Source organism: Ensifer sp. B1-9, from assembly GCF_050474445.1.
In the GTDB taxonomy this organism is placed as follows: Bacteria; Pseudomonadota; Alphaproteobacteria; order Rhizobiales; family Rhizobiaceae; genus Ensifer.
On record NZ_JBCHVG010000002.1, the window covers coordinates 389,395 to 416,393 of the forward strand.

Annotated in this window: 27 protein-coding genes and 1 tRNA gene; 13 read left to right on the plus strand and 15 right to left on the minus strand. The window is 62.1% G+C overall.

What is annotated here, in order from left to right; translation table 11 throughout:
- Positions 1–55 precede the first annotated feature (55 nt).
- The 3 genes from ACQ5BM_RS05085 to ACQ5BM_RS05095 form a co-directional block, all read right to left on the minus strand.
- A complete protein-coding gene (locus ACQ5BM_RS05085) occupies positions 56–406 on the minus strand; it encodes a hypothetical protein (RefSeq protein WP_429808612.1) in 351 nt (116 codons plus the stop codon).
- Between the two features lie 284 nt (positions 407–690).
- Positions 691–1,236 (minus strand): GNAT family N-acetyltransferase, encoded by a 546-nt coding sequence (locus tag ACQ5BM_RS05090; RefSeq protein ID WP_429808615.1) that lies wholly within the window; start codon positions 1,234–1,236, stop codon positions 691–693.
- Between the two features lie 24 nt (positions 1,237–1,260).
- Positions 1,261–1,761 carry a cupin domain-containing protein gene (locus tag ACQ5BM_RS05095; protein ID WP_429808618.1) on the minus strand — a complete coding sequence of 167 codons (501 nt, stop codon included), beginning with the start codon at positions 1,759–1,761 and terminating at the stop codon, positions 1,261–1,263.
- 370 nt (positions 1,762–2,131) lie between these two features.
- Between ACQ5BM_RS05095 and ribH the strand changes: the two genes are divergently transcribed.
- From ribH to ACQ5BM_RS05115, 4 genes are all read left to right on the plus strand, one after another.
- Positions 2,132–2,593, plus strand: a complete 462-nt coding sequence (gene ribH / locus ACQ5BM_RS05100) for a 6,7-dimethyl-8-ribityllumazine synthase (protein ID WP_173516130.1) — start codon at positions 2,132–2,134, stop codon at positions 2,591–2,593.
- On the plus strand, positions 2,590–3,072 hold the full coding sequence (gene nusB / locus ACQ5BM_RS05105) for a transcription antitermination factor NusB (protein WP_113398386.1): 483 nt from the start codon (positions 2,590–2,592) through the stop codon (positions 3,070–3,072). Before ribH ends, nusB begins: the two co-directional genes overlap by 4 nt.
- A 6-nt stretch (positions 3,073–3,078) precedes the next feature.
- On the plus strand, positions 3,079–4,308 hold the full coding sequence (locus tag ACQ5BM_RS05110) for an MFS transporter (protein ID WP_429808621.1): 1,230 nt from the start codon (positions 3,079–3,081) through the stop codon (positions 4,306–4,308).
- Between the two features lie 194 nt (positions 4,309–4,502).
- On the plus strand, positions 4,503–6,638 hold the full coding sequence (locus ACQ5BM_RS05115; protein ID WP_429808623.1) for a sodium-translocating pyrophosphatase: 2,136 nt from the start codon (positions 4,503–4,505) through the stop codon (positions 6,636–6,638).
- Positions 6,639–6,706: 68 nt separating this feature from the next.
- On the opposite strand, the gene ACQ5BM_RS05120 is transcribed toward ACQ5BM_RS05115, so the two are convergent.
- Complete coding sequence (locus ACQ5BM_RS05120; RefSeq protein WP_429808626.1) at positions 6,707–7,216, minus strand: outer membrane protein assembly factor BamE; 510 nt, start codon at positions 7,214–7,216, stop codon at positions 6,707–6,709.
- 138 nt (positions 7,217–7,354) lie between these two features.
- On the opposite strand from ACQ5BM_RS05120, the gene ACQ5BM_RS05125 reads away from it, so the two are divergent.
- From ACQ5BM_RS05125 to ACQ5BM_RS05150, 6 genes are all read left to right on the plus strand, one after another.
- The gene (locus tag ACQ5BM_RS05125; protein WP_429808628.1) at positions 7,355–7,894 is read left to right on the plus strand and encodes a ubiquinol-cytochrome C chaperone family protein; all 540 of its coding nucleotides are present in this window, start codon (positions 7,355–7,357) and stop codon (positions 7,892–7,894) included.
- Between the two features lie 104 nt (positions 7,895–7,998).
- The gene (locus tag ACQ5BM_RS05130; protein WP_429808631.1) at positions 7,999–8,550 is read left to right on the plus strand and encodes a YceD family protein; all 552 of its coding nucleotides are present in this window, start codon (positions 7,999–8,001) and stop codon (positions 8,548–8,550) included.
- Between the two features lie 201 nt (positions 8,551–8,751).
- Complete coding sequence (gene plsX / locus ACQ5BM_RS05135; RefSeq protein ID WP_429808634.1) at positions 8,752–9,810, plus strand: phosphate acyltransferase PlsX; 1,059 nt, start codon at positions 8,752–8,754, stop codon at positions 9,808–9,810.
- 4 nt (positions 9,811–9,814) lie between these two features.
- Positions 9,815–10,786 (plus strand): beta-ketoacyl-ACP synthase III, encoded by a 972-nt coding sequence (locus tag ACQ5BM_RS05140; protein WP_429808636.1) that lies wholly within the window; start codon positions 9,815–9,817, stop codon positions 10,784–10,786.
- Positions 10,787–10,878: 92 nt separating this feature from the next.
- A complete protein-coding gene (locus tag ACQ5BM_RS05145) occupies positions 10,879–11,217 on the plus strand; it encodes an integration host factor subunit alpha (RefSeq protein ID WP_113536913.1) in 339 nt (112 codons plus the stop codon).
- A gap of 139 nt (positions 11,218–11,356) precedes the next feature.
- Positions 11,357–11,893 carry a MerR family transcriptional regulator gene (locus ACQ5BM_RS05150; RefSeq protein ID WP_057252555.1) on the plus strand — a complete coding sequence of 179 codons (537 nt, stop codon included), beginning with the start codon at positions 11,357–11,359 and terminating at the stop codon, positions 11,891–11,893.
- A 304-nt stretch (positions 11,894–12,197) separates the two neighbouring features.
- On the opposite strand, the gene ACQ5BM_RS05155 is transcribed toward ACQ5BM_RS05150, so the two are convergent.
- On the minus strand, positions 12,198–12,362 hold the full coding sequence (locus ACQ5BM_RS05155; protein WP_429808640.1) for a hypothetical protein: 165 nt from the start codon (positions 12,360–12,362) through the stop codon (positions 12,198–12,200).
- A gap of 308 nt (positions 12,363–12,670) precedes the next feature.
- Between ACQ5BM_RS05155 and ACQ5BM_RS05160 the strand changes: the two genes are divergently transcribed.
- Positions 12,671–12,747 (plus strand) — tRNA-Pro (locus ACQ5BM_RS05160).
- A gap of 63 nt (positions 12,748–12,810) precedes the next feature.
- On the opposite strand, the gene ACQ5BM_RS05165 is transcribed toward ACQ5BM_RS05160, so the two are convergent.
- The 5 genes from ACQ5BM_RS05165 to ACQ5BM_RS05185 are packed head-to-tail and all read right to left on the minus strand — an operon-like array spanning position 12,811 to position 18,623.
- Positions 12,811–14,004, minus strand: coding sequence for a glycosyltransferase family 4 protein (locus ACQ5BM_RS05165; RefSeq protein WP_429808642.1), 1,194 nt, complete (start codon positions 14,002–14,004; stop codon positions 12,811–12,813).
- Between the two features lie 2 nt (positions 14,005–14,006).
- Positions 14,007–15,251, minus strand: coding sequence for an O-antigen ligase family protein (locus tag ACQ5BM_RS05170; RefSeq protein WP_429808645.1), 1,245 nt, complete (start codon positions 15,249–15,251; stop codon positions 14,007–14,009).
- Positions 15,248–16,810, minus strand: a complete 1,563-nt coding sequence (locus ACQ5BM_RS05175) for an undecaprenyl-phosphate glucose phosphotransferase (RefSeq protein ID WP_429808648.1) — start codon at positions 16,808–16,810, stop codon at positions 15,248–15,250. Before ACQ5BM_RS05175 ends, ACQ5BM_RS05170 begins: the two co-directional genes overlap by 4 nt.
- Positions 16,811–16,869: 59 nt before the next feature.
- Positions 16,870–18,042, minus strand: a complete 1,173-nt coding sequence (locus ACQ5BM_RS05180; protein WP_429808651.1) for a glycosyltransferase family 4 protein — start codon at positions 18,040–18,042, stop codon at positions 16,870–16,872.
- Between the two features lie 5 nt (positions 18,043–18,047).
- Complete coding sequence (locus ACQ5BM_RS05185; protein ID WP_113536971.1) at positions 18,048–18,623, minus strand: polysaccharide biosynthesis/export family protein; 576 nt, start codon at positions 18,621–18,623, stop codon at positions 18,048–18,050.
- 204 nt (positions 18,624–18,827) lie between these two features.
- Here ACQ5BM_RS05185 and ACQ5BM_RS05190 point away from each other — a divergent pair, with 204 nt between their 5' ends.
- Positions 18,828–21,017 (plus strand): GumC family protein, encoded by a 2,190-nt coding sequence (locus tag ACQ5BM_RS05190; RefSeq protein WP_429808654.1) that lies wholly within the window; start codon positions 18,828–18,830, stop codon positions 21,015–21,017.
- A 69-nt stretch (positions 21,018–21,086) separates the two neighbouring features.
- On the opposite strand, the gene ACQ5BM_RS05195 is transcribed toward ACQ5BM_RS05190, so the two are convergent.
- The 3 genes from ACQ5BM_RS05195 to ACQ5BM_RS05205 all read right to left on the minus strand — a co-directional run bounded on the left by ACQ5BM_RS05195 (position 21,087) and on the right by ACQ5BM_RS05205 (position 23,577).
- A complete protein-coding gene (locus ACQ5BM_RS05195) occupies positions 21,087–22,331 on the minus strand; it encodes a GNAT family N-acetyltransferase (protein ID WP_429808656.1) in 1,245 nt (414 codons plus the stop codon).
- A gap of 154 nt (positions 22,332–22,485) precedes the next feature.
- On the minus strand, positions 22,486–23,226 hold the full coding sequence (locus ACQ5BM_RS05200; protein WP_429808659.1) for a metallophosphoesterase family protein: 741 nt from the start codon (positions 23,224–23,226) through the stop codon (positions 22,486–22,488).
- A gap of 138 nt (positions 23,227–23,364) precedes the next feature.
- A complete protein-coding gene (locus ACQ5BM_RS05205; RefSeq protein WP_247957779.1) occupies positions 23,365–23,577 on the minus strand; it encodes a DUF2842 domain-containing protein in 213 nt (70 codons plus the stop codon).
- A 174-nt stretch (positions 23,578–23,751) separates the two neighbouring features.
- Between ACQ5BM_RS05205 and ACQ5BM_RS05210 the strand changes: the two genes are divergently transcribed.
- Positions 23,752–24,855 (plus strand): COX15/CtaA family protein, encoded by a 1,104-nt coding sequence (locus tag ACQ5BM_RS05210; protein WP_429808661.1) that lies wholly within the window; start codon positions 23,752–23,754, stop codon positions 24,853–24,855.
- An 80-nt stretch (positions 24,856–24,935) separates the two neighbouring features.
- On the opposite strand, the gene argC is transcribed toward ACQ5BM_RS05210, so the two are convergent.
- Both argC and speB read right to left on the minus strand, forming a co-directional pair.
- Entirely contained in the window at positions 24,936–25,868 is a 933-nt protein-coding gene (argC, locus tag ACQ5BM_RS05215; RefSeq protein WP_429808664.1) for an N-acetyl-gamma-glutamyl-phosphate reductase, read from the minus strand.
- Between the two features lie 151 nt (positions 25,869–26,019).
- Positions 26,020–26,982, minus strand: coding sequence for an agmatinase (gene speB / locus ACQ5BM_RS05220; protein ID WP_429808667.1), 963 nt, complete (start codon positions 26,980–26,982; stop codon positions 26,020–26,022).
- Between the last annotated feature and the right edge of the window lie 17 nt (positions 26,983–26,999).

Genomic DNA, 26,999 nt, shown 5'->3' on the forward strand with positions numbered 1-26,999 from the left:
AACCGTACCGCCCCCAATTGGGGGCGGTGGCGTTTCAGGAGGGGCAATTTAAGGCTTAGCGCACATAGAAGGTCAGGCTGCCATCGGCCGCCCGTTCGGCGCCGGCGATGTTGTTCATCTCGACGTTCTCGCCCTTCAGCTTGGTTGCCAGCGGCCTGTTGGCGCGGACTGCGGCGTGCAGGGCCGAAACTTGCTTCGGCGTCGCTTCGTTGATCCAGGTCCGCGTCTGGCTCGTTGCCTTGAGCGTGTCGATATCGACGACAGTGAAGTGGTTGCCCTTGAAGTGGCGTACCGTCTGGTCGATATGCGCCGGCCAGTTCATCGCAGCGCCTGCCGCGTAGGAGATGCCCCCGAAGGGAAGGGCGGAGAGAGCAGCGATGACGGAAAGCTTGGCAATGCGGTTCATGGTCATGCTCCTTGGTTGCCTGCGGCATCGCGAGCGCCGGCCTCCTGCCCGATCGCGGGACCGCTACGGGTGTCCGGGGCCGATCACCATCTCGTGCCACAGCGGCCAGCAGGCGTCGTTTACGGGTTGCATAACCCGCAGTGGGACGTGCTGGACTGTTTCGACTAATTGGGACGACGTTTCCTCGGCTTGGGGCGGGGGCGCGTCGTGCCAATGCCTGGAAAACTGTGCCGGAATCTGGCCGTTTCCATGGCGCCAAGGGCGGGAAAACAATTAAAAATTGTTCATGTTTCGGCGTTCGCACGCGTCTGCTGGCGCTCGAACATGATTACGTGATTGCCGTGATAGGTCGTTCGCCAGAACTCCTGGAAGCCGTGCTTTTCCGCGACACGGATCGAGGCGTGGTTTCCGATATCGATGATGCAGGTTTTCCGGAGTCTCGGAAATTGCTGATCGGCCCATTTGAGCGCGGCACTGACGGCTTCCGTCGCCAGGCCCCGGCCATGGGCTTTGGGCGACAGCGCCCATCCGGTTTCCATCGTTCCCTCGAGTGACGGCGTGATCGCGCGATGCACGTCGTGAAACCCGGCCTCGCCAAGAAAGGTCCCCGTCTGCCGATCCTGGATGGCGAAGAAGCCGAAGCCGAAATAGTGCCACATGCCGACCTGGCGCAGGAAACGGGTCCAGGATTGTTCGCGCGTGAACGGTACCCCGCCGACAAAGCGGATCACCTCGGCATCGCCGAACAGGGCAACGTAGGAAGGGAAATCGTCACGGCGATAGGGGCGCAGGACGAGGCGATCTGTCTCGATGATAGGCACGCTATGCATGTTCGATCCTATGCTGTGGTGAACTCAAGCGCCGGGCTCGCCGTCCCAATAGTCGACGCTGCTTTCCGCGCGGCCGATGAAACGGAAGCGCCGTTCGCCGTCGGGGCCGCGCGTCTTGGCGAGAAACTTGCCGGAATCGGGATACTCGCAAATCTCGGTTGCTGCCATGGTCGAGATCGACAGGTATTTGAGCGGAGCCGTGCCGGTGTTGATCAGGTGATGCGCCGTTTCTGGCCCGCCCGCCGGCGCGCCCAGGATATCGCCCGGGCCCACCGAATGGCGTTCGCTGCCGAAGCGGTAGGTGCCTTCGCCTTCGAGGATGATGAAAAGCTCTTCCTCGACGTGGTGATTGTGGAAGGGACAACCGGACTTGCCCGGCGGCACTTCGCCGTAGCCGATGCCGAGATCCCTAAGGCCGAGCAGCGCGCCGAAGGAGGCGTCGCGTGATTCGAACCGCTCGCCTCTCGTCCAATGATCGAGGTCGAGGGTCTTCGGGTTGACGACCGGTTTTCGCGTTTCCGTCATGTCTTCCTCCCTGGCGCCGTGCATTTCGCAAGAAGCATCGACGGTGCTTCCCTATCCGTGTCCCGCGATCGCGGGATCGTCAACAGGGAAGCGTTGAAAATTGATAAACGTCACGTTGATTGTGTCTCCGTATTGCAATCCTATGACGGTAGCTGCAGCGGAGCGCATGCGGATCACATTGGACCGCGCGTTTGCCATGTTGCCTCCTTCAGCGCTTCGCCAACGTCCTTCGGGGCGGCTATTCTGGCGCCGTTCGGCGCGGCAAAAGGCCTTCCGCGGCGGAATTTGCTTGCCATTCGGCGCCGGGCATGGTTTGACCGCCGCCTCAGTCGGTCGCATCCGGCGACGAACTCTCAAAGACAGGTGATCCATGGCAGAGACCACGGCAGCCCACATCCTGATTGTGGAAGCGCGCTTCTATGACGATATGGCCGATGCATTGCTCGACGGCGCCAAGCATGCGCTGGACGCAGCTGGGGCCACCTATGATATCGTGACGGTTCCGGGCGCGCTCGAAATCCCGGCTGCGATCGCCATGGCGCTTGACGGTGCCGACGAGGGCGGCACGGAATATGACGGCTTCGTCGCACTCGGCATGGTCATTCGCGGCGAGACCTATCATTTCGATATCGTCGCGAACGAATCTTCGCGGGCCATCATGGATCTCGCCGTGAGCGAAAGCCTCGCTATTGGCAATGGTATCCTGACGGTCGAGAATGACGACCAGGCTTGGGCACGTGCCCGCCGGTCGGAAGGTGACAAGGGTGGCTTCGCCGCGCGCGCGGCGCTCACCATGATTGAATTGAAGAAGAAACTGGGCACGGAAAAGTGACGAAGACACCCTCGGATCAGCCGCTGAAGCAGGTCAACCAGCGCGGTGCAGCGCGCCTTGCCGCCGTGCAGGCGCTCTATCAGATGGACATTGGCGGTACCGGCGTGCTCGAAGTGGTTGCCGAGTACGAAGCCCATCGCCTCGGCCAGGACGTCGACGGCGATACCTATCTGAAGGCGGACGCGTCCTGGTTCCGCTCGATCGTCGCCGGCGTCGTGCGCGACCAGCGCAAGCTCGATCCGTTGATCGGTTCGGCGCTTCAGGACGACTGGGCGCTGTCGCGGCTCGATTCCACCGTACGCGCCATCCTGCGCGCCGGCACCTTCGAGATGCTGGAGCGCAAGGACGTGCCCGTTCCGGTGATCGTCACCGAATATGTCGAGATCGCCAAGGCCTTCTTCGAGGATGACGAGCCGAAGCTGGTCAACGCCGTTCTCGACCGCATTGCCAAGCAGGTCCGCAGCGAGTTCAGGAAGTAAAGAGTTATGGTTGCGGTTGCTGCGGATGACATGGGGACCACCCTTCGCGAAGCGCGCCGCAATGTTTTTCACCTGACCGCAGCCCAGGCTATCATGGGTGTCGTCGGGCCGATCTGCTTCTCCATCGGCGGCGTTGCCGGCTATCAGTTGCTGGCGGATGACAAGTCCCTCGCCACCGCGCCACTTACCGCCTTTAACGTCGGCATGGCGCTCGGCGTCGTGCTGGTCGCGATGCTATCGCGCGTGATCGGCCGTCGTTTTGCCTTCATGACCGGGACCGGGATCGCAGCCGCAGGTGCGGCGCTCGCCGCAATCGCGCTCTTCCGTGAAAGCTTCTGGCTCTTTGCCTTCGCCCTTGCCATGCTCGGCTCGTCGAACGGCTTCACCCAGAAGCTGCGCTTTGCTGCGGCCGATGCTTCCCCGTCGTTCTACAAGCCCAAGGCGATCTCGCTGATCCTTGGCGGTGGCATTGTTTCAGCGGTACTCGGCCCGCAGATCGTCATCTTTGCCGGCAATCTGTTCGCGCCCGTTGCCTTTGCCGGCGCATTCGTTGTGCTGCTGCCGATCAGCCTGCTTGCGGCATTCTTCTTCGCACCGCTGCGGCTGCCCGAACCGAGTGCGATGGTGAGAGATCACCACGACCGGGCCGTGCGTCCTCTCGGCGCGATCGTGCGCAGCCAGCGCTTCGCCACCGGCATGGTCTGCGGCATCTCCAGCTACGCGCTGATGACCTTCATGATGACCGGTGCGCCGGTCGAGATGGTCGTGGGCTGCGGTTTTTCGACGGAACTTGCGACGCTCGGCATACAGTGGCACGTGCTGGCGATGTTCGCCCCGAGCTTCTTCACCGGCTGGCTGATCAGCCGCTTCGGCGCCGAGCGTATCGTCGGCTGCGGCCTGCTGTTGTTGATGGCCTGCGCCACGGTTGCGCATATGGGCATCGAGCTCTGGAACTTCTGGGGCGCCCTGGTGCTGCTCGGCCTCGGCTGGAACTTCGGCTTCATCGGTTCGACGGCGATCGTCGCGAGCAGCTACCGCCCGCAGGAGGCCGACAAGGTCCAGGCCTTCCACGACATCATCCTGTTCAGCACCGTGGCGCTGTCGTCCTTTGCCTCGGGCAAGGTCCTCTCCGCCTATGGATGGGACATGCTGAACGCGGTCGTCTGGCCGGTCACCATTGTCTGCCTCGTGCTTCTGTTGCTGTTGAAGCGCGCTCCCCGGAACGCCGCCGCCTAGCTCCTTCCCCCGACAATCGAAGTCGCCCGAGCGCCTTGTCACTGGCGTTTTCCGGGGCTTGACGATCTCCCGTTGCAACCGCACTCTGGCCGCGCCGTGACAGGTGCTGCTTGAGGAGGTGGCGCGTGATTCGCGGTTTTGAGGGGCCCGTGGCCGGGAGTGAGTCTGCGGGTTGTAACGGAGGGTAATGCGAAATGACCATTTTGTTGGGCGTTATCGCATGCGGGTTGCTCGCGGTGGCTTATGCCATCTGGGCAACACAGTCGGTGCTGGCCGCCGACCAGGGGAACGCCCGCATGCAAGAAATCGCAGGCTACATTCGTGAAGGGGCGCAGGCCTATCTCACGCGTCAGTACAAGACCATTGCCATCGTCGGCGTCGTCGTTTTCATCGCCGCTTGGGTTCTTCTTTCCCCCGCCGCCGCGTTCGGCTTCCTGATTGGTGCAATCCTTTCGGGCGCTGCGGGCTTCATCGGCATGCATGTTTCGGTTCGGGCGAACGTCCGCACTGCCCAGGCGGCTTCCGTCAGCCTTGCCTCCGGCCTCGACATCGCTTTCAAGTCCGGCGCGATTACCGGCCTTCTCGTAGCGGGCCTGGCGCTCCTCGGCGTCTCCGTCTACTACGTCGTCCTCACGGTCGGCCTCGGGCATGAGCCCGCCTCGCGCGAAGTCATCGACGCGCTGGTCGCGCTCGGCTTCGGCGCTTCGCTGATCTCCATCTTCGCCCGTCTCGGCGGAGGCATCTTCACCAAGGGTGCCGACGTCGGCGGCGATCTCGTCGGCAAGGTGGAAGCCGGCATCCCCGAGGATGATCCGCGCAATCCGGCGACGATTGCCGACAACGTCGGCGACAATGTCGGCGATTGCGCCGGCATGGCGGCCGACCTCTTCGAGACCTATGCCGTCTCGGTCGTCGCAACCATGGTGCTCGCGGCGATCTTCTTCGCCGGCACGCCGGTGCTCGCGACCGTCATGGTCTATCCGCTGGCGATCTGCGCGGCCTGCATCATCACATCGATCGTCGGCACTTTCTTCGTGAAGCTCGGTGCCAACAACTCGATCATGGGCGCGCTCTACAAGGGCCTGATCGTTACCGGCGTGTTGTCGATCTTCGGTCTCGGCGCCGCCACGTCGTTTACGATCGGATGGGGCTCGATCGGCACCGTCGCAGGCAAGGACGTCACCGGCTGGAACCTGTTCTTCTGCGGTATCCTCGGCCTGGTCGTGACGGCCCTGATCGTTGTTATCACCGAATACTATACCGGCACCAACAAGCGGCCGGTGAACTCGATCGCCCAGGCCTCTGTGACCGGCCACGGCACCAACGTGATCCAGGGCCTCGCCGTTTCGCTGGAATCGACGGCTTTGCCGGCGATCGTCATCGTCGGCGGCATCATTGCCACCTACCAGCTCGCCGGTCTCTTCGGCACGGGCATCGCCGTCACCGCCATGCTCGGCCTTGCCGGCATGATCGTGGCGCTTGATGCGTTCGGGCCGGTGACCGACAACGCCGGCGGCATCGCGGAAATGTCACACCTGCCGCCGGAAGTGCGTAAATCGACGGACGCGCTCGACGCCGTCGGCAACACTACCAAGGCCGTCACCAAGGGCTACGCGATCGGTTCGGCCGGTCTTGGCGCGCTGGTGCTGTTCGCCGCTTATTCGAACGACCTCAGCTACTTCGCCGCCAACGGCGACAAGTACCCGTACTTCGCCGATGTCGGACAGATCTCCTTCGATCTCTCCAACCCCTACGTCGTGGCTGGATTGATCTTTGGCGGTCTCATCCCCTACCTCTTCGGCGGTATCGCGATGACGGCCGTCGGCCGTGCGGCCGGGTCCATCGTCGAGGAGGTTCGCCGGCAGTTCCGCGAAAAACCCGGCATCATGGAAGGCAAGGAACGGCCGGACTATGGCCGCGCCGTCGATCTTCTGACCAAGGCGGCAATCCGCGAAATGGTTGTTCCCTCGCTGCTGCCGGTGCTTGCACCTGTCGTCGTCTACTTTGGCGTACTGCTTCTGTCGGGCTCGAAGGCCTCGGCCTTCGCTGCCCTTGGCGCATCGCTTCTCGGTGTCATCGTCAATGGCCTCTTCGTGGCGATCTCGATGACCTCGGGCGGTGGCGCCTGGGACAATGCCAAGAAGAGCTTCGAGGATGGTTTCGTCGACAAGAACGGCGAACGTCATCTGAAGGGATCGGATGCGCACAAGGCATCCGTCACCGGCGACACAGTGGGCGACCCCTACAAGGATACCGCCGGCCCGGCGGTGAACCCGGCGATCAAGATCACCAACATCGTGGCGCTGCTGCTGTTGGCGATCCTCGCCTGATCGACCACTGAAACGAAAAAGGCCCGCGGAACGAGGTTCCGCGGGCCTTTTGCTTTGTGATGGGTGAACTATTTGCTGCCGAAGTCCTTGAACAGGCTCTTTGCGGCAGCCTGTCCGGCGCCCGGTCCGCTGAGAAGCTGGCCGAGGAAGCTCGTTTCCTTGCCGCCGGTCGGCGTCGTGCGTGACAGCATGTCGAAGACCTTGCCGTCCTTCAAAGTATAATGCGCAAGCTGGCTGACAGTGCCTTCCTTGTCGAAGTAGACTGCAAGGATCGACTGGTCGATCAACTTGGGCTTCATGAAGGCGACGGGACGCTTGCGGGTCTGCGAAATGTAGTAGAACACTTCGTTGTCGAAGGTCGCGGTGGTCGAGGGCGTGCCGAGCGACAGCAGCACCTGTTCGCGGCTGGAGCCAACCGGAACGAGATTTAGCGTTTCCTGGTCGACCACGTAACCTTGATGAAGGACTTCACCGACATTGGCGGACTGGCAGGCTGAAAGGGTGAGACCGGCGATGGTAGCTACGACCGCCACGCGGCCGAGGGTTTTAAAGTTTTTTCTCAAATACCGCTTCGTCAACGACAGCTCCCCTTGGAGAAACGATGGCAGATCCGCCATTGCAATTCGTGCCTGCTTCGGTAAACCAGCTTCGGCTGTCATGCAACAACGGGATGGGCGCTTGCGCGCATTTCGAGAAAGCCAAGCCCGAGCTTTGTGATGATTTTTGGACTGTTCAAAAGAAAAAGCGGCAATACGGCGATTGTCGAACGGCAGTATGCGCTGCTGACGTCGGCCGCACGCCAACCCTATCTCTATACCGACCTCGATGTGCCGGACACGGTCATGGGGCGTTTCGAGATGCTGTCGGCAATGCTGATCCTTTACTTCCGCCGCACACGCGCCTCCGCAAGGCCCGGGCAGGAAATCGCCCAGGAGATCATCGACGCTTTCTTCGAGGACGTCGATCACTCGATCCGCGAACTTGGCGTGGGCGATGCCGGCGTTCCGAAGAAGATGAAGAGGCTGGCCGGCATGTATTATGGTCGCCTCGAATCCTATGCGGCTGCGCTGGAGGCAAAGGACAGGGCCGCCCTTGCGGCGGCGTTGAAGCGCAACTTCCACCCGGAAGGGGGCGATGCCGCGCCCGCGATGGAGGCGCTTGCAACCTATCTGCTAACCGTGGAGGCACAACTCGCCGACGTCGGCGAAGAGGTCGTCGAGACCGGTCAGTTGCAGATTCCGTCCGCTGGAGCTTAATAGAGCGGTCATTAAGAGATAACAGCGTCGCAAACCCGAATACGGGCGACGGCTGCATTCGCGACTGGGCGGCATCAATCGCCCTGGCGAGGAAGGATCCGATCATGAAAGACGATGGCCAGCCGGCCTTCTCCTATCCGGTGAGGGTGGGACATATCTCGGCGAACGCTGTCAGCGTTAAGCTTTCCGCAAACGAGCGCGAGCGTGCGGCGCTCGCGCAGCTCTGGGGTGTCGACGATGTGCTGTCGCTCGGCGCTGACCTGCAAATCGCGCGCTGGAAGAAGGATGGCATCAAGATCAAGGGCGATGTCACGGCCCGCATCGTGCAAAGCTGCGTGGTGACGCTCGAGCCCGTCGAAGCCGACATCCACGAGCCGGTCGAAGTGATCCTAGTACCCGAGGGATCGCGGCTCGCCCGCCAGGCGAGCAACGACGGCGGCGAGATGATTCTCGATCCGGATGGTCCCGACATTCCCGACACCTTCACCGGTGACACGATCGATGCCGGCGTCGTCGTCAGCGAGCAGGTGGCGCTTGCGATCGATCCCTATCCGCGCAAGCCTGGCGCCACTTTCGGCGCGCGCATCGAGAGCACGGCAGCGGACGACAAGAAGCCGAACCCCTTTGCCGTTCTGAAGGACTGGAAAAAGGACTGAGGCTCTGAAAGCCTCCTCTACAATTCGGTTGTCACGCAAAGGAAAAGCAGTATTTTGGCCCCAAACCGGCCAAAAGAGCCGCGAAGCGATCTGCCGCGTGCTTGGCTCAAGCGTCAGAAGCAATATGTATCGTCATTGCGTCCCAGGTGAGTGCGCCACGACGGTACGTGTTGTGTGGCAGAAATGAAGGATAAGACACGCGTGGTCAGAATTTCACTTGACGTGATGGGTGGCGACTATGGTCCCGAAGTCGTCATCCCGGGCGCCGCAAGGGCGCTCGAACGTCATCCGGACATCAAGTTCGTGTTGTTCGGCATCGAGGCGCAATGCGCGGGGCTCCTGGAAAAATATCCGAAGCTCAAGGCCAGCAGCACTTTTCATGACTGCGAGATCGCCGTCGCGATGGACGAGAAGCCGAGCCAGGCGCTTCGCCGCGGCCGCGGAAAATCGAGCATGTGGAAGGCGATCGACGCGATCAACGCTGGCGAGGCGGATGTCGTCGTTTCGGCCGGCAATACCGGCGCGCTGATGGCCATGTCGGTCTTCTGTCTGCGCACGATGCAGGGGATCCAGCGTCCGGCGATCGCCGCCATCTGGCCGACGCTGAAGGGCGAAAGCATCGTGCTGGACGTCGGGGCGACGATCGGCGCGGATGCACAGCAACTCATGGACTTCGCGCTGATGGGCGGCGCCATGGCGCGGGCGCTTTTCGAGATCGAACGGCCGACGGTTGGTCTTCTCAACGTCGGTGTCGAGGAAATCAAGGGACAGGAGGAGGTCAAAGAAGCTGGCCGCCTGATCCGTGAAGCCAATATCGACGGCTTTGACTATTACGGCTTCGTCGAGGGTGATGACATCGGCCGCGGAACGGTCGATGTGGTCGTGACCGAAGGTTTTTCCGGCAACATCGCGCTGAAGGCCGCCGAAGGCACCGCGCGCCAGATTGCCGAATATCTGCGCGCTGCAATGTCGCGTACCCTGCTTGCCAAGATCGGCTACATCCTGGCGAAGGGCGCATTCGATCGTCTGCGCGAGAAGATGGATCCCAGGAAGGTCAATGGCGGGGTATTCCTTGGCCTCAATGGCGTCGTGATCAAGAGCCATGGTGGTGCGGATGCCGAGGGTTTCGCAGCCGCGATCGATGTCGGCTACGACATGGTGAAGAATGGCCTGAAGTCGAAGATCGAGCTCGATCTGGCGAAGTACCATGGTGCGGAACCGCCCCAGGCCCTTTCCGCCGGCATGAATGATGAGGTTTGAATAGATGATCCGTTCCGTCGTTCGCGGCTTCGGCGCAGCCTTGCCGAAGCGCGTTGTTACCAACCAGGAGCTGGAATCCAAGGTCGATACGTCCGATGAGTGGATTGTGCAGCGCACGGGCATCCGGCAGCGCTACATCGCCGGCGAGGGCGAAACCACCGCGTCTCTTGGCGAAGGCGCTGCCCGCGCGGCCCTCGCCAATGCCGGGCTCACGCCTGACGATATCGACGTCATCATCCTGGCGACCTCGACACCGGACAACACCTTTCCGGCAACGGCCGTCAACATCCAGGATCGCCTTGGCATGCGCCATGGTGCGGCTTTCGACTTGCAGGCCGTCTGCTCCGGTTTCGTCTATGCGGTGACGACGGCCGACGCCTATATCCGCGGCGGGCTTGCCAGGCGCGTTCTGGTGATCGGCTCGGAGACGTTCTCGCGCATTCTCGACTGGACCGACCGGACGACCTGCGTGCTCTTCGGCGACGGCGCCGGTGCCATCATCCTGGAAGCCCAAGAGGGCGAGGGCACGAATGCCGACCGTGGCGTGCTGACGGCGAAGCTCCGCTCCGACGGTGCCCATCGCGACAAGCTTTATGTTGACGGCGGCCCTTCGACCACGGGCACGGTCGGCCATCTGAAGATGGAAGGCCGCGAAGTCTTCAAGCACGCGGTCGGCATGATCACCGACGTGATCGAGGCCGCTTTCGAGGCGACCGGAACGACCGCGGACGATCTGGACTGGCTGGTGCCGCACCAGGCCAATCGACGCATTATCGACGGCTCCGCCAAGAAGCTCGGCATCCCTCTCGACAAGGTTGTGGTGACGGTCGATCTGCATGGCAACACGTCTGCTGCCTCCATTCCGCTGGCCTTGAATGCGGCGGCAAGCGACGGGCGGATCAAGAAGGGCGACCTCGTCCTGCTCGAGGCCATGGGGGGTGGCTTCACCTGGGGCTCCGTGCTCCTCCGCTGGTAAAGAAATTGCTTAAGCAACAGGCGCTTGACCGCAAAAGGTAAGGGCAATAGTCTTCGGACGCTGATCGGCGTACCAGACGTTGGTGGGGGAAGATGAGCGGAAAAACAGTAACACGGGCGGACTTGGCTGAGTCGGTTTTTCGCAAGGTAGGTCTGTCGCGGACAGAGTCTGCCGAACTGGTGGAAACCGTCATTGACGAAATATGCAACGCAATCGTGCGTGGCGAGAGCGTGAAGCTGTCTTCTTTCGCGACTTTTCAGGTCCGCGACAAGAACGAGCGCATCGGGCGAAACCCGAAGACCGGCGAGGAAGTGCCGATCTCGCCGCGGCGTGTCATGACCTTCAAGGCGTCCAACGTGCTCAAGCAACGGGTGCTGAAGGCCCATCTTAGCCGCAGGGCCAAGCAGAAGCCGGTATCTCCCGTCGCGTGAAGTCACGGCGTCTGCCACAAATGTGGTTGAAAACCCATCCATAAGCCGTTGAAATGGACCTGATTCGTGCCATCATCGGTATGATATCGGTTCATTGCGGCTTGCGAGCGTGAGTCGCGTGACATGGATTGGGAGCCACATGGAAAAGAGCCCGGACGCTTTCCGCACCATCAGTGAGGTCGCCGACGATCTCGATCTGCCGCAGCATGTTCTGCGCTTCTGGGAAACCCGTTTCCAGCAGATCAAGCCGATGAAGCGCGGCGGCGGTCGACGGTATTACCGACCCGAGGATGTCGATCTCCTGAAGGGTATTCGGCACCTCCTCTATGACCACGGCTACACCATCAAGGGCGTGCAGAAGCTTTTGAAGACCAACGGCAACAAGTTCGTTGCCGCCATTGCCAGCGGTGATCTCGCGACCGTCGAGGCGCTTGCGGCATCGAGCAACGAGGAACCGGCGCCGCCCAAGGCCGGCGTTTCGGAGGAGGACCAGATCGTCGGCCGCGCCAAGGCGCCGGCGAGCCGCCGCTTCTTCTCATTTGGCGGCGGCAGCGACGACGTGCCGGAAATCTCTCTCGGCAAATCGTCGTCTGTCGGCAAGGAAGATCGCGCCCTGCTTCAGGAGGCGCTCTACGATCTCCTGGAATGCAAGCGCCTGCTCGACCAGGTGCGCTGAGGCCGTCTGCGATCGCCTGCGAGGCGCATGCCTGGTCGACAACGCGCAACGCTTTGATGGCCTTAAAGAAATTCAGTGGTAACGCAGGCGTGGCGCTTGCGCGGTTGTGGGACGCATTGCTGCCAGCCAACCGGAGCTATCGGCGAACATTCGTTCGATCGTCGGTTTGGGAGATTGGCGGGCGGCCCGCACCCAAGTGCTTCGGCCCTGGGCAAGAGGGCAACCCACCTATGCATGGACGCGAGCGATTGAGGGGCGCCTCACTGGGCTCGCGTTCTGTCGCTTACCCTACAGGTGCCGCGTTTTAGTAGGACATACGGAAACCACCGGGGCTCGATGCGGAAACATCAGGCTGCGGATAGGGGCCGGTCCACTGCGCGTAGGTTGTGTTGGTCGAACCGGACGTCGCACATCCGGACAGGGTCAGGACGACGAGTGCGGCCACGGCCATCAGAGATTTAAGAGGCATGGTTTTCTCCTATGAGGGGAGGCTCCAGGCCTCAAGGGCCAGTACCAAACTGTCCCTCAAATCGGTTGTGATGGCAAGCTCACGTTGCGTTAGGGACAACGTTTCGAGCGACGCGATTTCAGGTTTGGTGAAGGTTCCATTGCGGCGCACCAGAGTCGATCTGAGGAGCGATGGCCGAGATAATCGGATCGATTTCCTCACCGAACCCTGCCGGGTCCGCTTTTCCACTCCGGACATTTCTTTTTCACGCCGACTTCGAAATTCCCGCTTGCGCTCTAAGCGCTGGTTATATAGGGGTTTCTTCGGTTCGGAGCGTAGCGCAGCCCGGTAGCGCACTTGACTGGGGGTCAAGGGGTCGTGGGTTCGAATCCCGCCGCTCCGACCATTTTCTCAATCCTCGATCCCCCATAGAGCGATTGATCTGTTTTCCACTTCTATTCTATCCGCGCTACTCCGCCGGCTGAAGGATTGCTGGCACACGGCGTCTGATGGCCGTCCTCTTATAGAGCGTCTCGGTTTGATCGAGCATCACATCGAGGGTGAAGCGTTGTTTTCGGCTCCGCGCGACGGCAGACAGCTTTTCGAAAATCTCCGCTGCGGCTGCCTTGACCATCGTCTTCGCAAGCAGTGACGTGTCGTCGCTGTTCGGCAGGATGAAGCCGTTCTGGCCATCCTCGATGACCGTGCGGGCTCCGCCGATATCGGTGGCGATGATCGGTTTGCCGGCGGCCGCCCCTTCCAGCATCACATAAGACATGGCTTCGTAGCGGCTCGGCATGACCAGAAGATCGAAAGCCGGTGCGGCCTGTGGTCCGGCGAAGGCCGAGGTCAGGTGCATGCGGTTCTGCAGTCCGCTTTCGGCGATCGCCTTGCGCAAGGTCCCTTCGAGTTCACCGGCGCCGACCATCACCAGATGGCTATTGTTCACCGAAGCGGCGACGCTCTTGAAGGCGGCGATGAGACGCTCCGGCGCCTTTTGCGCCGAAAGCCGGCCGATGAAGCCGAAGACGAAGGCATCTGGCGCGATCCCGAAGCTGGCGCGAATCGTTTGCGCCATGTCGCATGAGGGCGGGGTAACGCCGTTGACGATCACCGACGTCCGATCCTCGGGCATATGCAGCGATAGGGCGTGACGGTATTCGTCTTCGGAAACGCAGATGAGCCGGTCGGTAAAGAAGCGGGCAAGGCCCCATTCTATCGCGCCATAGATCAGCCGGCCGCCGCGGCCGAGCCTGGGATCGAGGGTGCGAAAGGCGTGTGGGGTATAGAGGCGGGGAATGTGCGGACCGGGAAGCCGGATCCGGGTCAGCGCGCCGGCCTTGGAGCTATGGCCATGGATGATGTCGAACCCGCCGCCGCGAATGATGCGCCGCAGTTCGAGGAAGGAGGCTAGATCCCACGGACCCGGCGCCCGCTTCATGTTGACGGCATGGATGGCCGGCAAACCGACCGCCTTCAACTCGCGCACGAAACCGTCCTCAGCGCGCACCGGCGAATACACCGCTTCCACATGATGCCCGCGTTGGTGCATGCCGCGGCAGAGGTCGAGAAAGTGTCTGCCCGAGCCGCCACCGCTCGGTTCCAGAACCTGAAGGAGGCGCAAGGGGAGGGCCGGTCGCCGGCCCGGAACGAAGTGTTCCATGATCAGGAGCTCCAGCCGGCACGCGTTTGCCGGCGATGGCGATATTCGAGGGCGGCACATCCCCAGATGATTCCGAGGAGCAGGTAGAAATGGCGCCAGTGATCGGTATCGATGACGTTGCCAACGCCGACATGGCCGAGGACGGCAACCCAGGCAATCATGAGGTAGGTTTGCCAGGGGCGATTGAGCAGCAGGAAGCGGAAGCCGAGTGAAAGCGTCCAGATGATGAGCGTCACATAGCTGATGAAGCCAAGCCAGCCATAGGACGTCAGCGACTTCAGCCAGACGTTGTGCTCGTCTTCGGGGAAGATCGTGCTGAAGACCATGGGGCCGATGCCGAGAGGCTTCTCCATCGACATCAGGAAGCCCAGTCGATGGCGATCGAAACGGCCGAGGTGCCCGCCGTCATAATCCTGCACGAGCTGCGATCGGCTGGAAAAGAGCGTTGCGACCTGCTCGGATTGAAGGGCGGCGAGAAGCGCGCCGACGACCAGGAGGGCGCCCACGAGCGCCAGGACGAGGATTCTGAGACGAAAGAGGCCGCTGCGTTCCCTAAGCAGCATGACGAAGACGAAGGCGACGACGCAGAAGAGGTTGAGCGCCCAGGCGGCACGCGAAAACGACAGGAAGACACCGAGGGCGAGGATCAGCAATGCGGCTATCTTCGGCGGCGCCTTCTGGATCGGCTGCGTCAGGATGCCGTGAATCAGATACATGGCCGGCACCGAGAGAAACGGGCCGAATACGTTCGGGTCCTGAAAGGCGCCCTTGGCGCGACCGTAGAGCGTGAAGTTCTCCGCGCCCGGAACGGCGCCGAAATAGCCGAGGATGCCGAGCAGCGCGGTAATGATGGCCGCGACCGTCCACGCATTGAAGATGAGCCTCAGCCGCTCATGACGATCTTCTATGATCGCAGCATAGAAGATCGACGACAGCGCAAGAAAGCCGGAAACCGCCATGTACATCGGCCCCTTGGTCAGGTCGACCATGACCGTCAAGGACAGAATGCCGCCCACCATGAACAGCGTCAGAAGCGTGAGCAGGGGCGCGACGCTCCGTGAAATCTTGAGACCGAAGAGTGCCCAGAGGCCGATGAGTGCGACGAGGAACAATTCGTAGGGCGCGGGCTCGAAGATGACGAAGCCGGAAAGAAACACGGCGACCGCCACCAGGCCCGAGCCGAGCAGCGAGAGCGCTGCAAGCTGGGGACGAGCGATCGGAAACCGGCCTGTCTCGACGGCGCTCAATAGGCGTTCTCGGTGTTGAGGAGACGGAACGGCGTCAGGAACAGGATCCTGAGATCGAAGAGCAACGACCAGTTTTCGATGTAGTAGAGATCGAAGGCCGTGCGCAGGCGGATCTTCTCGTCATTGTCGATCTCGCCGCGCCAGCCATTGATCTGCGCCCAACCGGTGACGCCGGGCTTGACGCGATGGCGCGCGAAATAGCCTTCGACGACGTCGGAATAGGTCCGGTTCTGGGTCTGTGCCAGCACGGCGTGCGGGCGCGGCCCCACGAGCGACAGTTCGCCTTTCAGCACGTTGAAAATCTGCGGCAACTCATCGATCGACGACTTGCGGATGAAGCGGCCGACCGGCGTTACGCGAGGGTCGCCCCTGGTCACGGCGTTGCGTGCCGAGTGGTCGCTCATATGCGTATACATCGAGCGGAACTTGTAGACCTCGATCGTCTCGTTGTTGAAGCCGTGCCGCTTCTGCTTGAAGATGATCGGGCCGGGAGAGGTGGCTTTGACGGCAATGGCGGCGCCCAGCATGATCGGCCACAGAAGCACCAGCGCGACCAGACTGAAGAAGATGTCGAAGCCGCGCTTGGCGACCGAGTCCCAGTCGGCGATCGGCTTGTCGAAAATGTCGAGCATGGGCACGTCGCCGACATGGGAGTAGCTGCGCGGTCGGAAGCGCAGATTGTTGGCGTGGGCGGCGAGTCGGATGTCGACCGGCAGGATCCAGAGCTTCTTGAGGAGCTCGAGAATGCGCTTTTCGGCCGTCAGCGGCAGCGAGATGATCAGCATGTCGATGCGCGCCAGGCGCGCGAACTCCACGAGTTCGTTGACCGTTCCAAGTTTCGGATAACCGGCGATGACGTTGGGCGAGCGCCGCTCGTCGCGATCGTCGAAAATGCCGCAGATACGGATGTCGTTGTCGGGTTGATCCTCAAGCGTGCGGATCAGGTCCTTCGCCGGCTGGCCGCCGCCAACGACGACGGCGCGCCGTTCCATTGTGCCGTTGCGGGCCCAGTGACGGATGGAATAGGCGATGAAAGCGCGTTCCGCGACGAGAAAGAGCGCGCCACCGACGAACCAGCCGCCGAACCAGACGCGGGAATACTGGTGGCCGGATTTCAGGAAGAAGAGGGCGATGGCGATGCCACCAAAGGCGGCCGCCCAGGCCGCGAGAATACGCGGCATCGCGCGTAGCCAGGCACGCAGAGCCGGGATCTGGTAGGTATCGGCAATCTGCATCGCGGCAACCGCCAGAGCCGAGCCCCCCACCAGGATCGCCAGATAGAGCGGCAAGTGGTCGAGGGCGGGCTGAACATAGAGTGCGTTGATCGCGTAGCCGATGGCAAAGAGTGCGCTGAACTCGAACAGCCGCATCAGCCCCATGATCATGGCAGGCGAATAGGTGTCGGCCCGGAACTGTTCGGCGATTTGGCGTGCCAGCGGGTTGAGTTCCGCGGTCGGCCCGTCGCTCGGCATCTCGCCGGGTGCACGGGCGCGGATCTCCGAAATCTTCTTGCGAAGCACTTCCGGATCGAATGAACCCGGGCGATCAATCTTGTTCATGGCTGTCTTCCGGCGCTGAAGTTCCTCCGCCCGGATAGCAGAAAGCCACTAAGAAACGCTTACGTTGTAGATGACACGCTATCCGTGGATGGCTGGTAACGGCACAATTCCCGATAGAGGTCCAGCATCTCGGACGACATGACCGAAGCGGCGAAGCGCGATTTGAACGTGTTCGGCTCAGGCATGACTCGCATCGCCCAGTCCTTTTCGCTGATGGAGCGCGCCATGATGGTGGCCAGCGATTGGACGTCGGCCGGTTCTGCAAGCGCGCCGCTGTCGGGCCCAAGTATCTCCGGGATGCCGCCGACACGGCTGGCGATGACCGGTTTTCTCGCCGCGAGCGCTTCGAGGACGATATAGGGCATGGACTCCGCGCGCGAGGGAACGACGACGTTGCGCGCCAGCGTAAATGCTTCGCGGGTCTTCATGGCTGGCTGCATCTTGATGCGGCGGCTGAGGCCCTGCTGCAGCATCAGTTCGCCATATTCCTGCTGTTGCGGGCCGTCGCCGATCATCAATGCGGACAGGGGTCGTCCGACGAGGCGTTCGGTCCGCGCGAAGGCCTCTACAAACAAATCGGGACCCTTCAGGTCCCGCATCATGCCGATATAGAGAAAATCGGCCGCATCCGGCCGGGGGGAGATCACTTCGAACTCCCCGTCGTCTATGCCGTTGTAGATCAGTTCGTGCCGGACGTGTGGCGCCCCGACTTTGGTGAAGTAGGTCTGGCGTTCGAAGTCGCAGACGAAAACGAGCGCATCCGCCAGCCGCTCCTGGACCCGTTCCAGCGGGAAGACGAGCCGGCCGATCAGGGAGCGGCGGCGATAGTGGAGGCTCCCTCCGTGCGGTGAATAGAGGCGGGCTACGCGATACCTGTTGACCCGCAAGGCTGAACCGATGAGGCGGGCTATGGCGCCACCCTTGGCGCCGTGCCCATGCAACACATCCGGTCGCAAACTTCTGATTTCCTTGTAGCCGCGCCACAGCGCGGCAAAATCCGACGGCCCGATTGAGCGGTGAATCGGCATGCGGACGAGGCCGAGTGCCAGGTAGGGCCGGATCTCGTCGAACAGTGAATCCTCGTGGCTACCCCCGGTGGTGCTGTCGCAGAGAATGCCGACCTCGTGGCCGGCGCGAGCGTGCGCCTCGGCGAGATCGCGCACATGGCGGAAAATTCCGCCGACCGGCGACCTGAAACAATGAATGATGCGCAGGGGACGCTGTGGCTGCATCGAGATCAGAACAGCCGTTCGCGGATGTAGATCGTATCGCCGGCGAGAACCGCGTCGGTGATCGGAACCCGGCCGGTGATGATGCGGCCGTTTATCTTCCGGGTAATGTCGGCGTTGGATTGGTTGGCGCGCGGCGAGAAACCGCCAGCGACCGCAATCGCATTCTGCACGGTCATCCCTGGCACATAGGCATATTGTCCAGCCTGGCCGACTTCGCCCATGATGAAGACCGAACGGTAGCGATCGACCTCGATCGTCACGTCGGGGTCGCGCAGGTACCCCTGGCGCAACTTGGCGGCGATCATGCCTTCGAGCTCGGGCAGGGTCTTGCCGCGCGAGGCGACCGTGCCGATCAGCGGGAAGGCGACATATCCGGCCTGATCGACCGTATAGGTGCCGCTGAGGCCCGCCTGTTCGAAGACGTTGATGCGCAGGCGATCGCCGCTGTCGAGGCGATAGGGTTGGATGGTGGCTTCGCTGAAAGCCTTCGGCGCCGGCTGATAGCTTGTGCAACCGCTGAGCAACATCGACAGCACTGCCGCCGTGATCGCGAGACCCGTCTTGATAGCTGCGGTTGACATGCGGTTCATAGGCTCCGGAAACGACCCACCTTTTCAGACGTTATCGAACCGTTAGGGTTAATAGCCGGTAAACTCGCGGTAGAATTTTTGCGATGTATCGCTGTGGCGGAGAAGGGGTTATCGTCCGGAAGTTGATCCCATTAACCCTTGCGTTACCATGTTCATTTACCCTCCGGCAAAATTTGAAGGTTCGGAGCCAGTAGCATGTCGGGAAGCGGCAGCGGTCAACAGGATGTGGATATCGATCTCGGCGGCCTGTTTCGCGCCGTCTGGGATCGGCGCGTCAAGGTGCTGCTCGCAACCGCCGGTGTGGCGGCACTCGCCTTCGGTGCCACGAAGATGATTGCTCCGGACTATCAGAGCGAAACCCGCGTGCTCATTGAATCCCGTGAGCCGGAGTTCAGTGGCCCGAACCAGGCCTCGCAGGCCGGGGCCGATCGCGTCTTCGACGAGTCCGGCATCTTGAGCCAGGTACAGGTGCTCCGCTCCGCCGACCTCATCAAGCAGGTTGCGCGCAACATGAAGCTCTATGAGCTCAAGGAATTCGATCCGTCGGCTGCGCCCTCGGCGCTTTCGGATCTTCTCGTCATGCTCGGCCTCAAGAAGAACCCTTTGGAAATGCCACCCGAAGAGAGGGTGCTCAAGGAATTCAACGACAAGCTCCAAGTCTATCAGGTCGAGAAGTCACGCGTGATCGCGATCAGCTTCACTTCGAAGGATCGGCAGCTTGCGGCCGCGGTTCCGAACGAGATGGCGAAGGTCTACCTTGCGCTTCAAAGCGGCGCGAAGCTCGACACCAATTCCGAGGCCACCCGCTGGCTCGAGCCGGAGATCGCCAATCTGCGCGAGAAGGTGCGGGATGCGGAGGCAAAAGTTGCCGCCTACCGCGCATCGTCCGATCTGTTGCCGACCGGCGAGACGACAAATTTCGCGACACGGCAACTGACGGATATCTCGACCGAGCTGGCCCGCGTGCGTGGTGAACGTGCCAACGCGGAAGCGCGCGCTGCCGGCGTGCGCTCCGCGCTTGCGAGCGGCCGGGCACCGGACACGATCACCGACGTCGTCGGGTCGCAGATGATCCAGCGGCTCAAGGAGACCGAGGCAAACCTGCAGGCACAGGTCGCCGATCTTTCGACCACGTTGCTTGACGGTCATCCGCGCCTTAAGGCGCTGAAGTCGCAACTTGAAGGCATCCGCGGACAGATTCACACGGAGACGCGCAAGATCCTGACGAGCCTCGAAAACGAGGCGAAAGTCGGCGAACTGCGTGAACAGCAGCTCGTCCAGCAACTCAACGCGCTGAAGGCACAGTCGGCCCAGGCGGGCGAGGAGGAGGTTGGCCTGCGCGCGCTCGAGCGCGAAGCGACAGCCCAGCGGCAGCTGCTCGAGACCTATCTTGCCCGTTACCGGGAGGCGACGTCGCGCACGGTCGAGAATGCGACACCAGCCGATGCACGTGTGATTTCAAATGCGGTGGTCCCGACGAGCGCCAGCTTCCCGAAGGTGCTGCCGATCACGATCGTTGCCGCTCTTGCGACGTTCCTGTTGAGCTGCGTCGTGATCATGCTCGGCGAACTGTTCAGTGGCCGGGCGCTGCGGCCGGTCTCGGCAACCGGCGAGCGGCTGGCACCGGTTCGCCCGCGGCCAGCCCTGGCTGCAAGCGCCGCCGACATCCCGATCGTTGCCGCGGACACCTCGCCCGACGTAGCGCCCGTGGCCGATGGTGACGCTGTCGACCTGCTGCCCGCGGCGCAAACGTCGGATGCGGATGCGGACGCCGCGGAAGCAGCCGCCGAACCGGATTTCTCGATCGAAGCGGTGGCGGAACATCTGCGCGCCACCGGCGTGCGCGTCGCGATTTCGGTGTCGCCGGGCGGAGACGAAGGGTCGACCGCAACGGTGATGCTGGCACGCCTTCTGGCCGAGGATGGCGTGAAGGTCGTGCTGATCGACCTGACCGGCTCGGCCTGCCCGACGCGCCTGATGGCGCGCTCGCCGCAGCTTCCCGGCATTACCAACCTTCTGGCGGGTGAGGTGCCCTTCACCGATACCATTCATGCCGACCGCTTCTCCGACGCCCACATCATCCCCCAGGGCGATGCCGACCCGCGGCAGGCGATGCGTGGCATCGAACGGCTGAAGATGATCATCGACGCCCTGACCAACGCCTATGATCTCGTTCTGGTAGAATGTGGTCCGGCCGACGAAATGGCTGTCGAGAAGATTGCCGGACGCGATGGCGCAGAGATCATCCTCTCGGCACCGTCGGTCAGCGATGAACGCATCGTCGAGGTTCTGACCGGCTTTGGTGCCGCTGGCTATCGCGACATCGTCCTCATGACCGGGCAGGCAGAGACCGATCCGGATTATCCCGACCAGGATGCCGCCTGACGGAGGGCGGCGTGCCGACTGCGCGTAATCAACGCGGTCCGCACGGTTGCGACGCTACTGTTCAGCCCCTCAGTCGGGGATGCTTTGTGAATCGACTTTACCTTGTCTGAACCGCCTCGCTCGCTGTAGGCGAGCGTAAACCGCCTTGTTCGACTTCGCTGCAGCCTTTGCCCGCACGACGAGGTGATGGCGCAGGACGGCAAGGCGCCCCCAAAACGTCACCGGTAACGCAATGTCACGCAACGGCGTCTCGATCGTGCACCAGGATCGCTTGTAGGGTTGGTCGCCGACACCGAAATCGAACAGGCGCAGGCCTTGCGTCGAGAGGCGCTCGATCATCCGATAGAACAACAACTCACCCGGGCTTGCATCGCCCGCCAGCGCCTCGTCGATCGATCCGAATTGACAGATGACATGGTCGCCTTTCAGAGAAAGCCCGGCGACGGCAACCACCCGCCCGTCATGTTCACCCTTGAGCCGGATGGCGTTCAACTGCATGAGCTGTGGATCGCCATCCTGGTCGGAGGCAAGCGCATGGAAGAAGGCCTGTGTCTCGGTGTCCTTAAAGACATCGGGCAGACCGAGTGTTGCAAAGCGTGCCGTCTTCTGCCGAAAGAAGGTGTCGAGCAGCGCCTGCGTTTCGCCGGCAGTTTGGGCGATCACATAGTCGTAACCGCCAATTTCCGCCAAGCGTCGCTCGGAGATACGCATCTTCTTGCGGCGGCGCTTGGCGTTGATCTGGGCCAGCGTGAGCTGGATGCTGCCGAGGAGGGGGAGCTGGAACGAAGAATTGGGATTTGCGACGCCAGGGAGTGCGGCGAAGGGGCTGACGCTGCCGCGCCACTCGCTTGGTGTCCGTTCGATCATGAGGACATCGGCGAAGCCGAGTAGCGCCCTTGTGATGTCTCCGGCCAAGGCTTGGGCCAGCGCCGGCGTCATCGCCGCCGAGACATCGGCGGCAAAGAGCCCGGTGTTAAGGTTGCTGTGTTCCGTTCCGATCAGACGGGCGCTCCGAAACAGGCGCCCGCGACTGAGTTCCAACGGCAGAATGAGGAGAAGCTCACCATCGAGCGCTACGCGCAGCAGCAAGAGATCGCTGCCGTGGGTTTCCGCCCAGGCACGGCACCAGTCGTAGGCGTGATGCAGCGAATTGCCAGCGAGGCTGTCGAGTGCACGCCACTCGGCCTCCAGCGGCTCCATTGTGCGATGGATCGAAATCGCGAAGCGGCTCGCAGCATCGGTCGGACCGACACGCGTGGAAGCACGCGGGCGACGGTCGCCGGAGCCTTCCATGGTAAGGTCGGAGTTCGTCATCGAAGGTGCCATCCGGTCCCTGTTGCCGAGCGATTGAACCTCAAGTCCGCTACGATCCGTTTAATGCGGGAATTCTTATGAACTGCTTTGGAGAATAACCGGGGAACGCGGTTAGCAAAGCGTGAAACGAGCGGGCATCCCGTGACCCAACCGATCAATCGAGAAAACCTGTGGCCAATGCCTTTGCCCATTCAAGCCGGTTGCGGCTGGCTGCGAGCCGGGACATAGCCATCCAATCATAGGGAACGTTGCGGAAGGTGACACCCCACCCTGCCGCCGATTGTTCGATGATCGCGTAGCGCGCATGCGGAGAGCCCGCCTCGACCTTGTGCGGCACGGGCTGGTCGTCGACATAGCCGGGGCAGCCGACGCTGCCGGGATTGACGACGAGGCGTCCGTCGGAGAGGCGGACGTCGCGTTGGATGTGGGTGTGACCGCAGAGGATCACCGGATAGTCGATACCGTCGGCCAAAGCCTCGATCGCTGAATGGGCTGCCATATGGACGATGCCACCAGTGCTCAGGGCCTCGAGCCAATAGGCCTCGTCGTTTTCCGACGTTGCATGGCACAGGAAGGCCGTGCTTTTGTAAACCAGCGTCGCGGGCAAAGTGGCGAGCCATTCGCGGTGTCGCGGCTGCAATTCGTCGTGAGCGGCGCGATCGGACAACCCCATGTGCAGGGGGTCGACAGTCAGCAGATAGCGATCGTGATTGCCGCGGATCGACGGCATCGGCCGCTCGATCAGGATGTCGGCGGTGCGGGCGGCATTGAGCGGGCCGCTCAGGTGATCGCCAAGATTGACGATGTCGCGAATACCCAGCGCATCGATGTCGGCGAGTACCGCTTCGAGCGCAAGATCGTTGCCGTGGATATCGGAAATGACCGCAAGTCTCATCAGTGACCTCTTCGATGTGCGCAACGCCTACAGCGTCGCGCGTCTTTTAAGACGCGCAAAGGTCGCTGTAGCACTTTGATTTACTGCATGTCTTCGTCCTCAAATCGAGGTCGATTTAAGGAGACATGCAGTAGGGGATCAGCGATCCTTGGCGGGCTTTTCCATCCATTTGATGATCAGCATGGCTGGCAATATCCAGAGCAGGCCGGTGAAGAAGAAATAGGCGAGATGCACCCACCACGGCGACGCGCCGAGCAGCAGCGAGGCGAAGGTGACGGCGGCAAGCGCATAAACGACGACGAGGATGATGATCAGGATCGTGCCGATCAGCTTTCTGAGGCGTACGGGCATTTCACTTCTTTCACGTGGCTTACATATGGGCAAGGAGGCCGCGACCGCATGCCGCAAAGGTTTCGGCCTTGTTTTGCATGCCGCTCTGGTGCAAATCAACGGCTTTCCGAGAGGTGCGACCGTTGATCCGTCCGGTCGCTCCGCCGACAACCCTGCGATACCAGAGGGAAAATGATGGCCGGCGTCGAATTGGCGACAGAACAGATGCTTCGAAACGAGATCAGCAGGACCGACCGTAACCGGCGGCAAATCCGCGGCTGGCTGGCGGTGGTGCTTTTCACCCTCTTTGCGCTCGTGCTTGTCGGTGGCGCAACGCGCCTTACGGAATCGGGATTGTCGATCACCGAATGGAAGCCGATCCATGGTGTGGTCCCGCCGCTTTCGGCCGAGGAATGGGAGGAAGAGTTCCAGCTCTACCAGCGCATTCCGCAATATCAGCAGATGAACAACGGCATGACGGTCGACGAATTCAAGACGATCTTCTGGTGGGAATGGGCGCACCGGCTGCTGGCCCGTACCATCGGCTTGATCTTCGCCCTGCCGCTCGCGTTCTTCTGGTTGGCCGGGCGGGTCGAGCGTAAGCTCCGGATGCCGCTTCTCGGCATCCTCGCGCTTGGCGGCTTTCAAGGCTTCATTGGATGGTGGATGGTTTCCTCCGGCCTCGTCGAGCGCACCGAGGTCAGCCAGTACCGGCTGGCGACGCACCTCGTCATCGCCTGTCTGATTTTCGCCTCTTGTATGTGGATCTTCCGCGGGCTCAGTCCGCATTCGAATGATGTCGCGCCCACCGACCGTTCACGCAAGATGGCAATGATCATCGCGATCTTCAGCCTGTTCCAGATCTATCTGGGCGCGCTCGTCGCCGGCCTCGATGCCGGCTTCAGCTACAATACCTGGCCGCTGATGGATGGTGCGATAGTCCCGCAGGATCTGTTCCTGCAGCAACCCTGGTGGATCAATCTCTTCGAGAACCCGAAGACGGTGCAGTTTGTTCACCGCATCGGCGCTTATGTGCTGTTCTCCTTCGCGCTGATGCACATGATCGCTTCATTGAGGGCTGCCCCGGAAACCACACACGCACGGCGCTCGATGCTTCTGTTCCTGCTCGTCTCGGCCCAGGCGGCCATCGGTATCACCACGCTGGTGTTGCAGGTGCCGATCGGCTGGGGCGTGTTGCACCAGGGCGGCGCTCTAGTCGTGCTCGGCTTCGCCGTCGCCCACTGGCGCGGATTCTACGGCGAATATCCGCGGCCGACGGCGATCGAGTATCGCGACTGACGTTCGCACCGAAGCGATGAATCAGAAGACCCCGGCGAGCCGCTCGCCGGGGTCTTCTGATTTTCAGGTGAAGTTGCCGTTTAGGCCGACAGCATCAGGTCCATGTTCTGGACGGCCGCGCCCGAGGCGCCCTTGCCGAGATTATCGAGCAGGGCGACGAGGTTCACGTGATTGCCGCCGCTGGTGCCGAAGACGAAGAGCTTCATCGTGTCCGTGCCGGCAAGCTCGGTCGCGTCGATGCGTGCGAGCTTTTCACTTTCCGCAAGCGGCACGACCTCGACGATCGACTGACCGGCATAGTGCTCGACCAGCGCCGCGTGCACCGTCTCCAGTGTTGCGCCGGCGGCAAGATCTTCGAGGTAGAGCGGAACCTGGACGATCATGCCCTGCGCGAACTTGCCGACCGAGGGGGCGAAAATCGGAGCCCTATCGAGCAGGCCGTGCATCTTCATCTCGGGCACGTGCTTGTGCTTGAGCGGCAGGCCGTAGAGGAAGTGCGGTGCGCTGATGTGGTCCGGATTGGTCTCGTCCTCCATCTGCGCGATCATCTGCTTGCCGCCGCCGGTATAGCCGGAAACCGCGTTGACCGTGACCGAATAGCCGTCCGGCAGGATGCCGGCCTGGCGCAGCGGCCGGATCACGCCGATCGCGCCGGTCGGATAGCAGCCGGGATTGGCGACATGGCGGGCGTCGCGGATCTTCTCCGGCTGCGCCTTGTCCATTTCGGCAAAACCATAGGCCCAGTCGGGCGCAATGCGGTGCGCGGTCGATGTGTCGATGATGCGCACCTTGTTATTGCCGGCGACCATCGAAACCGCTTCGCGCGAGGCATCGTCCGGCAGGCAGAGGATCGCGATGTCGGCGTCGTTCAGGAGATCTTCGCGCATCGCGGCGTTGCGTCGTTCTGCTTCCGGTATGGAAAGCAGTTCCAGATCGCTGCGGCCGGCCATGCGCGTGCGGATCTGCAGGCCCGTGGTGCCGTGTTCGCCATCGATGAAGATCTTCGGTTTCATGATTTTCCCGTTCTGCCAGTAGGTTAGAGGTCGTTCCGGAATCAGTCTGGCATAGAATTGAATCATTTTCTCAACAGGCGGGCGGACCACCGCCAAGCCTGTCAATTCCTATACAAGCAGCCGCCCTTCGTCGCAACGGCGGCGCTTGCTTTCAGCGCAGTGGCGCGCGCTCCGCAAGCTTTTCCGCATGCAGCCCCAGCAGGTACATGGCGACGGTCGCGCCGGCGATCGCGGTGATATCGGCATGATCGTAGGCGGGCGCCACTTCCACGACGTCGCTGCCGACCACCGTCAGCGCGCCGAGCTTGCGCAGGACCGAGAGGATCTTGGCGCTCGACGGGCCGCCAGCGACCGGCGTGCCGGTGCCGGGCGCATAGGCCGGGTCGAGGCAGTCGATGTCGAAGGTGAGATAGGCTTTCCGCTCGCCCACCTGCCGGATGATCGACTCGGCAATCTCGGTCGCGCTCATTTCTTCGACGTCATAGCCATAGAGGATACGAACGCCGCAATCGTCCGGCGCGTGGGTGCGGATGCCGATCTGGATCGAGGCGTCGGTGTCGATCAGGCCCTCGCGCGCGGCACGGCCGACGAAGGAGCCGTGATCGATGCGGCCGCGCTCGTCCGGCCAGGTATCCTGGTGGGCATCGAATTGCACGAGGGCGAGGGGGCCGTGGATAGCCGCATGCGCCTTCAGGATCGGGTAGGTGACGAAGTGGTCGCCGCCGAGCGTCTGCAGATAGGCGCCGCTCCTGAGAATCTTGGCGGCCTCGCGCTCGATCGTTGCCGGCGTCTTCGAATGGTTGCCGTAGTCGAGCAGGCAGTCGCCGTAGTCGATCGTCGCCATCTCCGAGAAGAGATCGCGCTCGAAGGGGTATTGCGGATCGTTGTCGAAGATCGCCGAAGCGCGCCGGATCGCCTGTGGCCCAAAGCGAGCGCCGGGGCGGTTCGAGGTCGCGGCATCAAACGGGATGCCCCAGACGACGGCATCGACGCTCTTCAACTGCTTCGAGTATTTGCGCCGCATGAAGGAGAGAATGCCGGCATGTGTCGGGTCGGATGCCGCCGATGTCAGTGAACGCGCCGTCAGCGCATGATCGATTGTCCTGTTGGCCATGGCCCGCCTCTGCTCCA

Bases quoted from the DNA above. Each gene is read 5' to 3' on its own strand.
- ACQ5BM_RS05085 (WP_429808612.1), bottom strand. From the start codon at position 406: ATGAACCGCATTGCCAAGCTTTCCGTCATCGCTGCTCTCTCCGCCCTT.
- ACQ5BM_RS05090 (WP_429808615.1), bottom strand. From the start codon at position 1,236: ATGCATAGCGTGCCTATCATCGAGACAGATCGCCTCGTCCTGCGCCCC.
- ACQ5BM_RS05095 (WP_429808618.1), bottom strand. From the start codon at position 1,761: ATGACGGAAACGCGAAAACCGGTCGTCAACCCGAAGACCCTCGACCTC.
- ribH (WP_173516130.1), top strand. From the start codon at position 2,132: ATGGCAGAGACCACGGCAGCCCACATCCTGATTGTGGAAGCGCGCTTC.
- ACQ5BM_RS05110 (WP_429808621.1), top strand. From the start codon at position 3,079: ATGGTTGCGGTTGCTGCGGATGACATGGGGACCACCCTTCGCGAAGCG.
- ACQ5BM_RS05115 (WP_429808623.1), top strand. From the start codon at position 4,503: ATGACCATTTTGTTGGGCGTTATCGCATGCGGGTTGCTCGCGGTGGCT.
- ACQ5BM_RS05125 (WP_429808628.1), top strand. From the start codon at position 7,355: ATGATTTTTGGACTGTTCAAAAGAAAAAGCGGCAATACGGCGATTGTC.
- ACQ5BM_RS05130 (WP_429808631.1), top strand. From the start codon at position 7,999: ATGAAAGACGATGGCCAGCCGGCCTTCTCCTATCCGGTGAGGGTGGGA.
- ACQ5BM_RS05140 (WP_429808636.1), top strand. From the start codon at position 9,815: ATGATCCGTTCCGTCGTTCGCGGCTTCGGCGCAGCCTTGCCGAAGCGC.
- ACQ5BM_RS05145 (WP_113536913.1), top strand. From the start codon at position 10,879: ATGAGCGGAAAAACAGTAACACGGGCGGACTTGGCTGAGTCGGTTTTT.
- ACQ5BM_RS05150 (WP_057252555.1), top strand. From the start codon at position 11,357: ATGGAAAAGAGCCCGGACGCTTTCCGCACCATCAGTGAGGTCGCCGAC.
- ACQ5BM_RS05155 (WP_429808640.1), bottom strand. From the start codon at position 12,362: ATGCCTCTTAAATCTCTGATGGCCGTGGCCGCACTCGTCGTCCTGACC.
- ACQ5BM_RS05165 (WP_429808642.1), bottom strand. From the start codon at position 14,004: ATGGAACACTTCGTTCCGGGCCGGCGACCGGCCCTCCCCTTGCGCCTC.
- ACQ5BM_RS05175 (WP_429808648.1), bottom strand. From the start codon at position 16,810: ATGAACAAGATTGATCGCCCGGGTTCATTCGATCCGGAAGTGCTTCGC.
- ACQ5BM_RS05180 (WP_429808651.1), bottom strand. From the start codon at position 18,042: ATGCAGCCACAGCGTCCCCTGCGCATCATTCATTGTTTCAGGTCGCCG.
- ACQ5BM_RS05185 (WP_113536971.1), bottom strand. From the start codon at position 18,623: ATGTCAACCGCAGCTATCAAGACGGGTCTCGCGATCACGGCGGCAGTG.
- ACQ5BM_RS05190 (WP_429808654.1), top strand. From the start codon at position 18,828: ATGTCGGGAAGCGGCAGCGGTCAACAGGATGTGGATATCGATCTCGGC.
- ACQ5BM_RS05195 (WP_429808656.1), bottom strand. From the start codon at position 22,331: ATGACGAACTCCGACCTTACCATGGAAGGCTCCGGCGACCGTCGCCCG.
- ACQ5BM_RS05200 (WP_429808659.1), bottom strand. From the start codon at position 23,226: ATGAGACTTGCGGTCATTTCCGATATCCACGGCAACGATCTTGCGCTC.
- ACQ5BM_RS05205 (WP_247957779.1), bottom strand. From the start codon at position 23,577: ATGCCCGTACGCCTCAGAAAGCTGATCGGCACGATCCTGATCATCATC.
- ACQ5BM_RS05210 (WP_429808661.1), top strand. From the start codon at position 23,752: ATGGCCGGCGTCGAATTGGCGACAGAACAGATGCTTCGAAACGAGATC.
- argC (WP_429808664.1), bottom strand. From the start codon at position 25,868: ATGAAACCGAAGATCTTCATCGATGGCGAACACGGCACCACGGGCCTG.
- speB (WP_429808667.1), bottom strand. From the start codon at position 26,982: ATGGCCAACAGGACAATCGATCATGCGCTGACGGCGCGTTCACTGACA.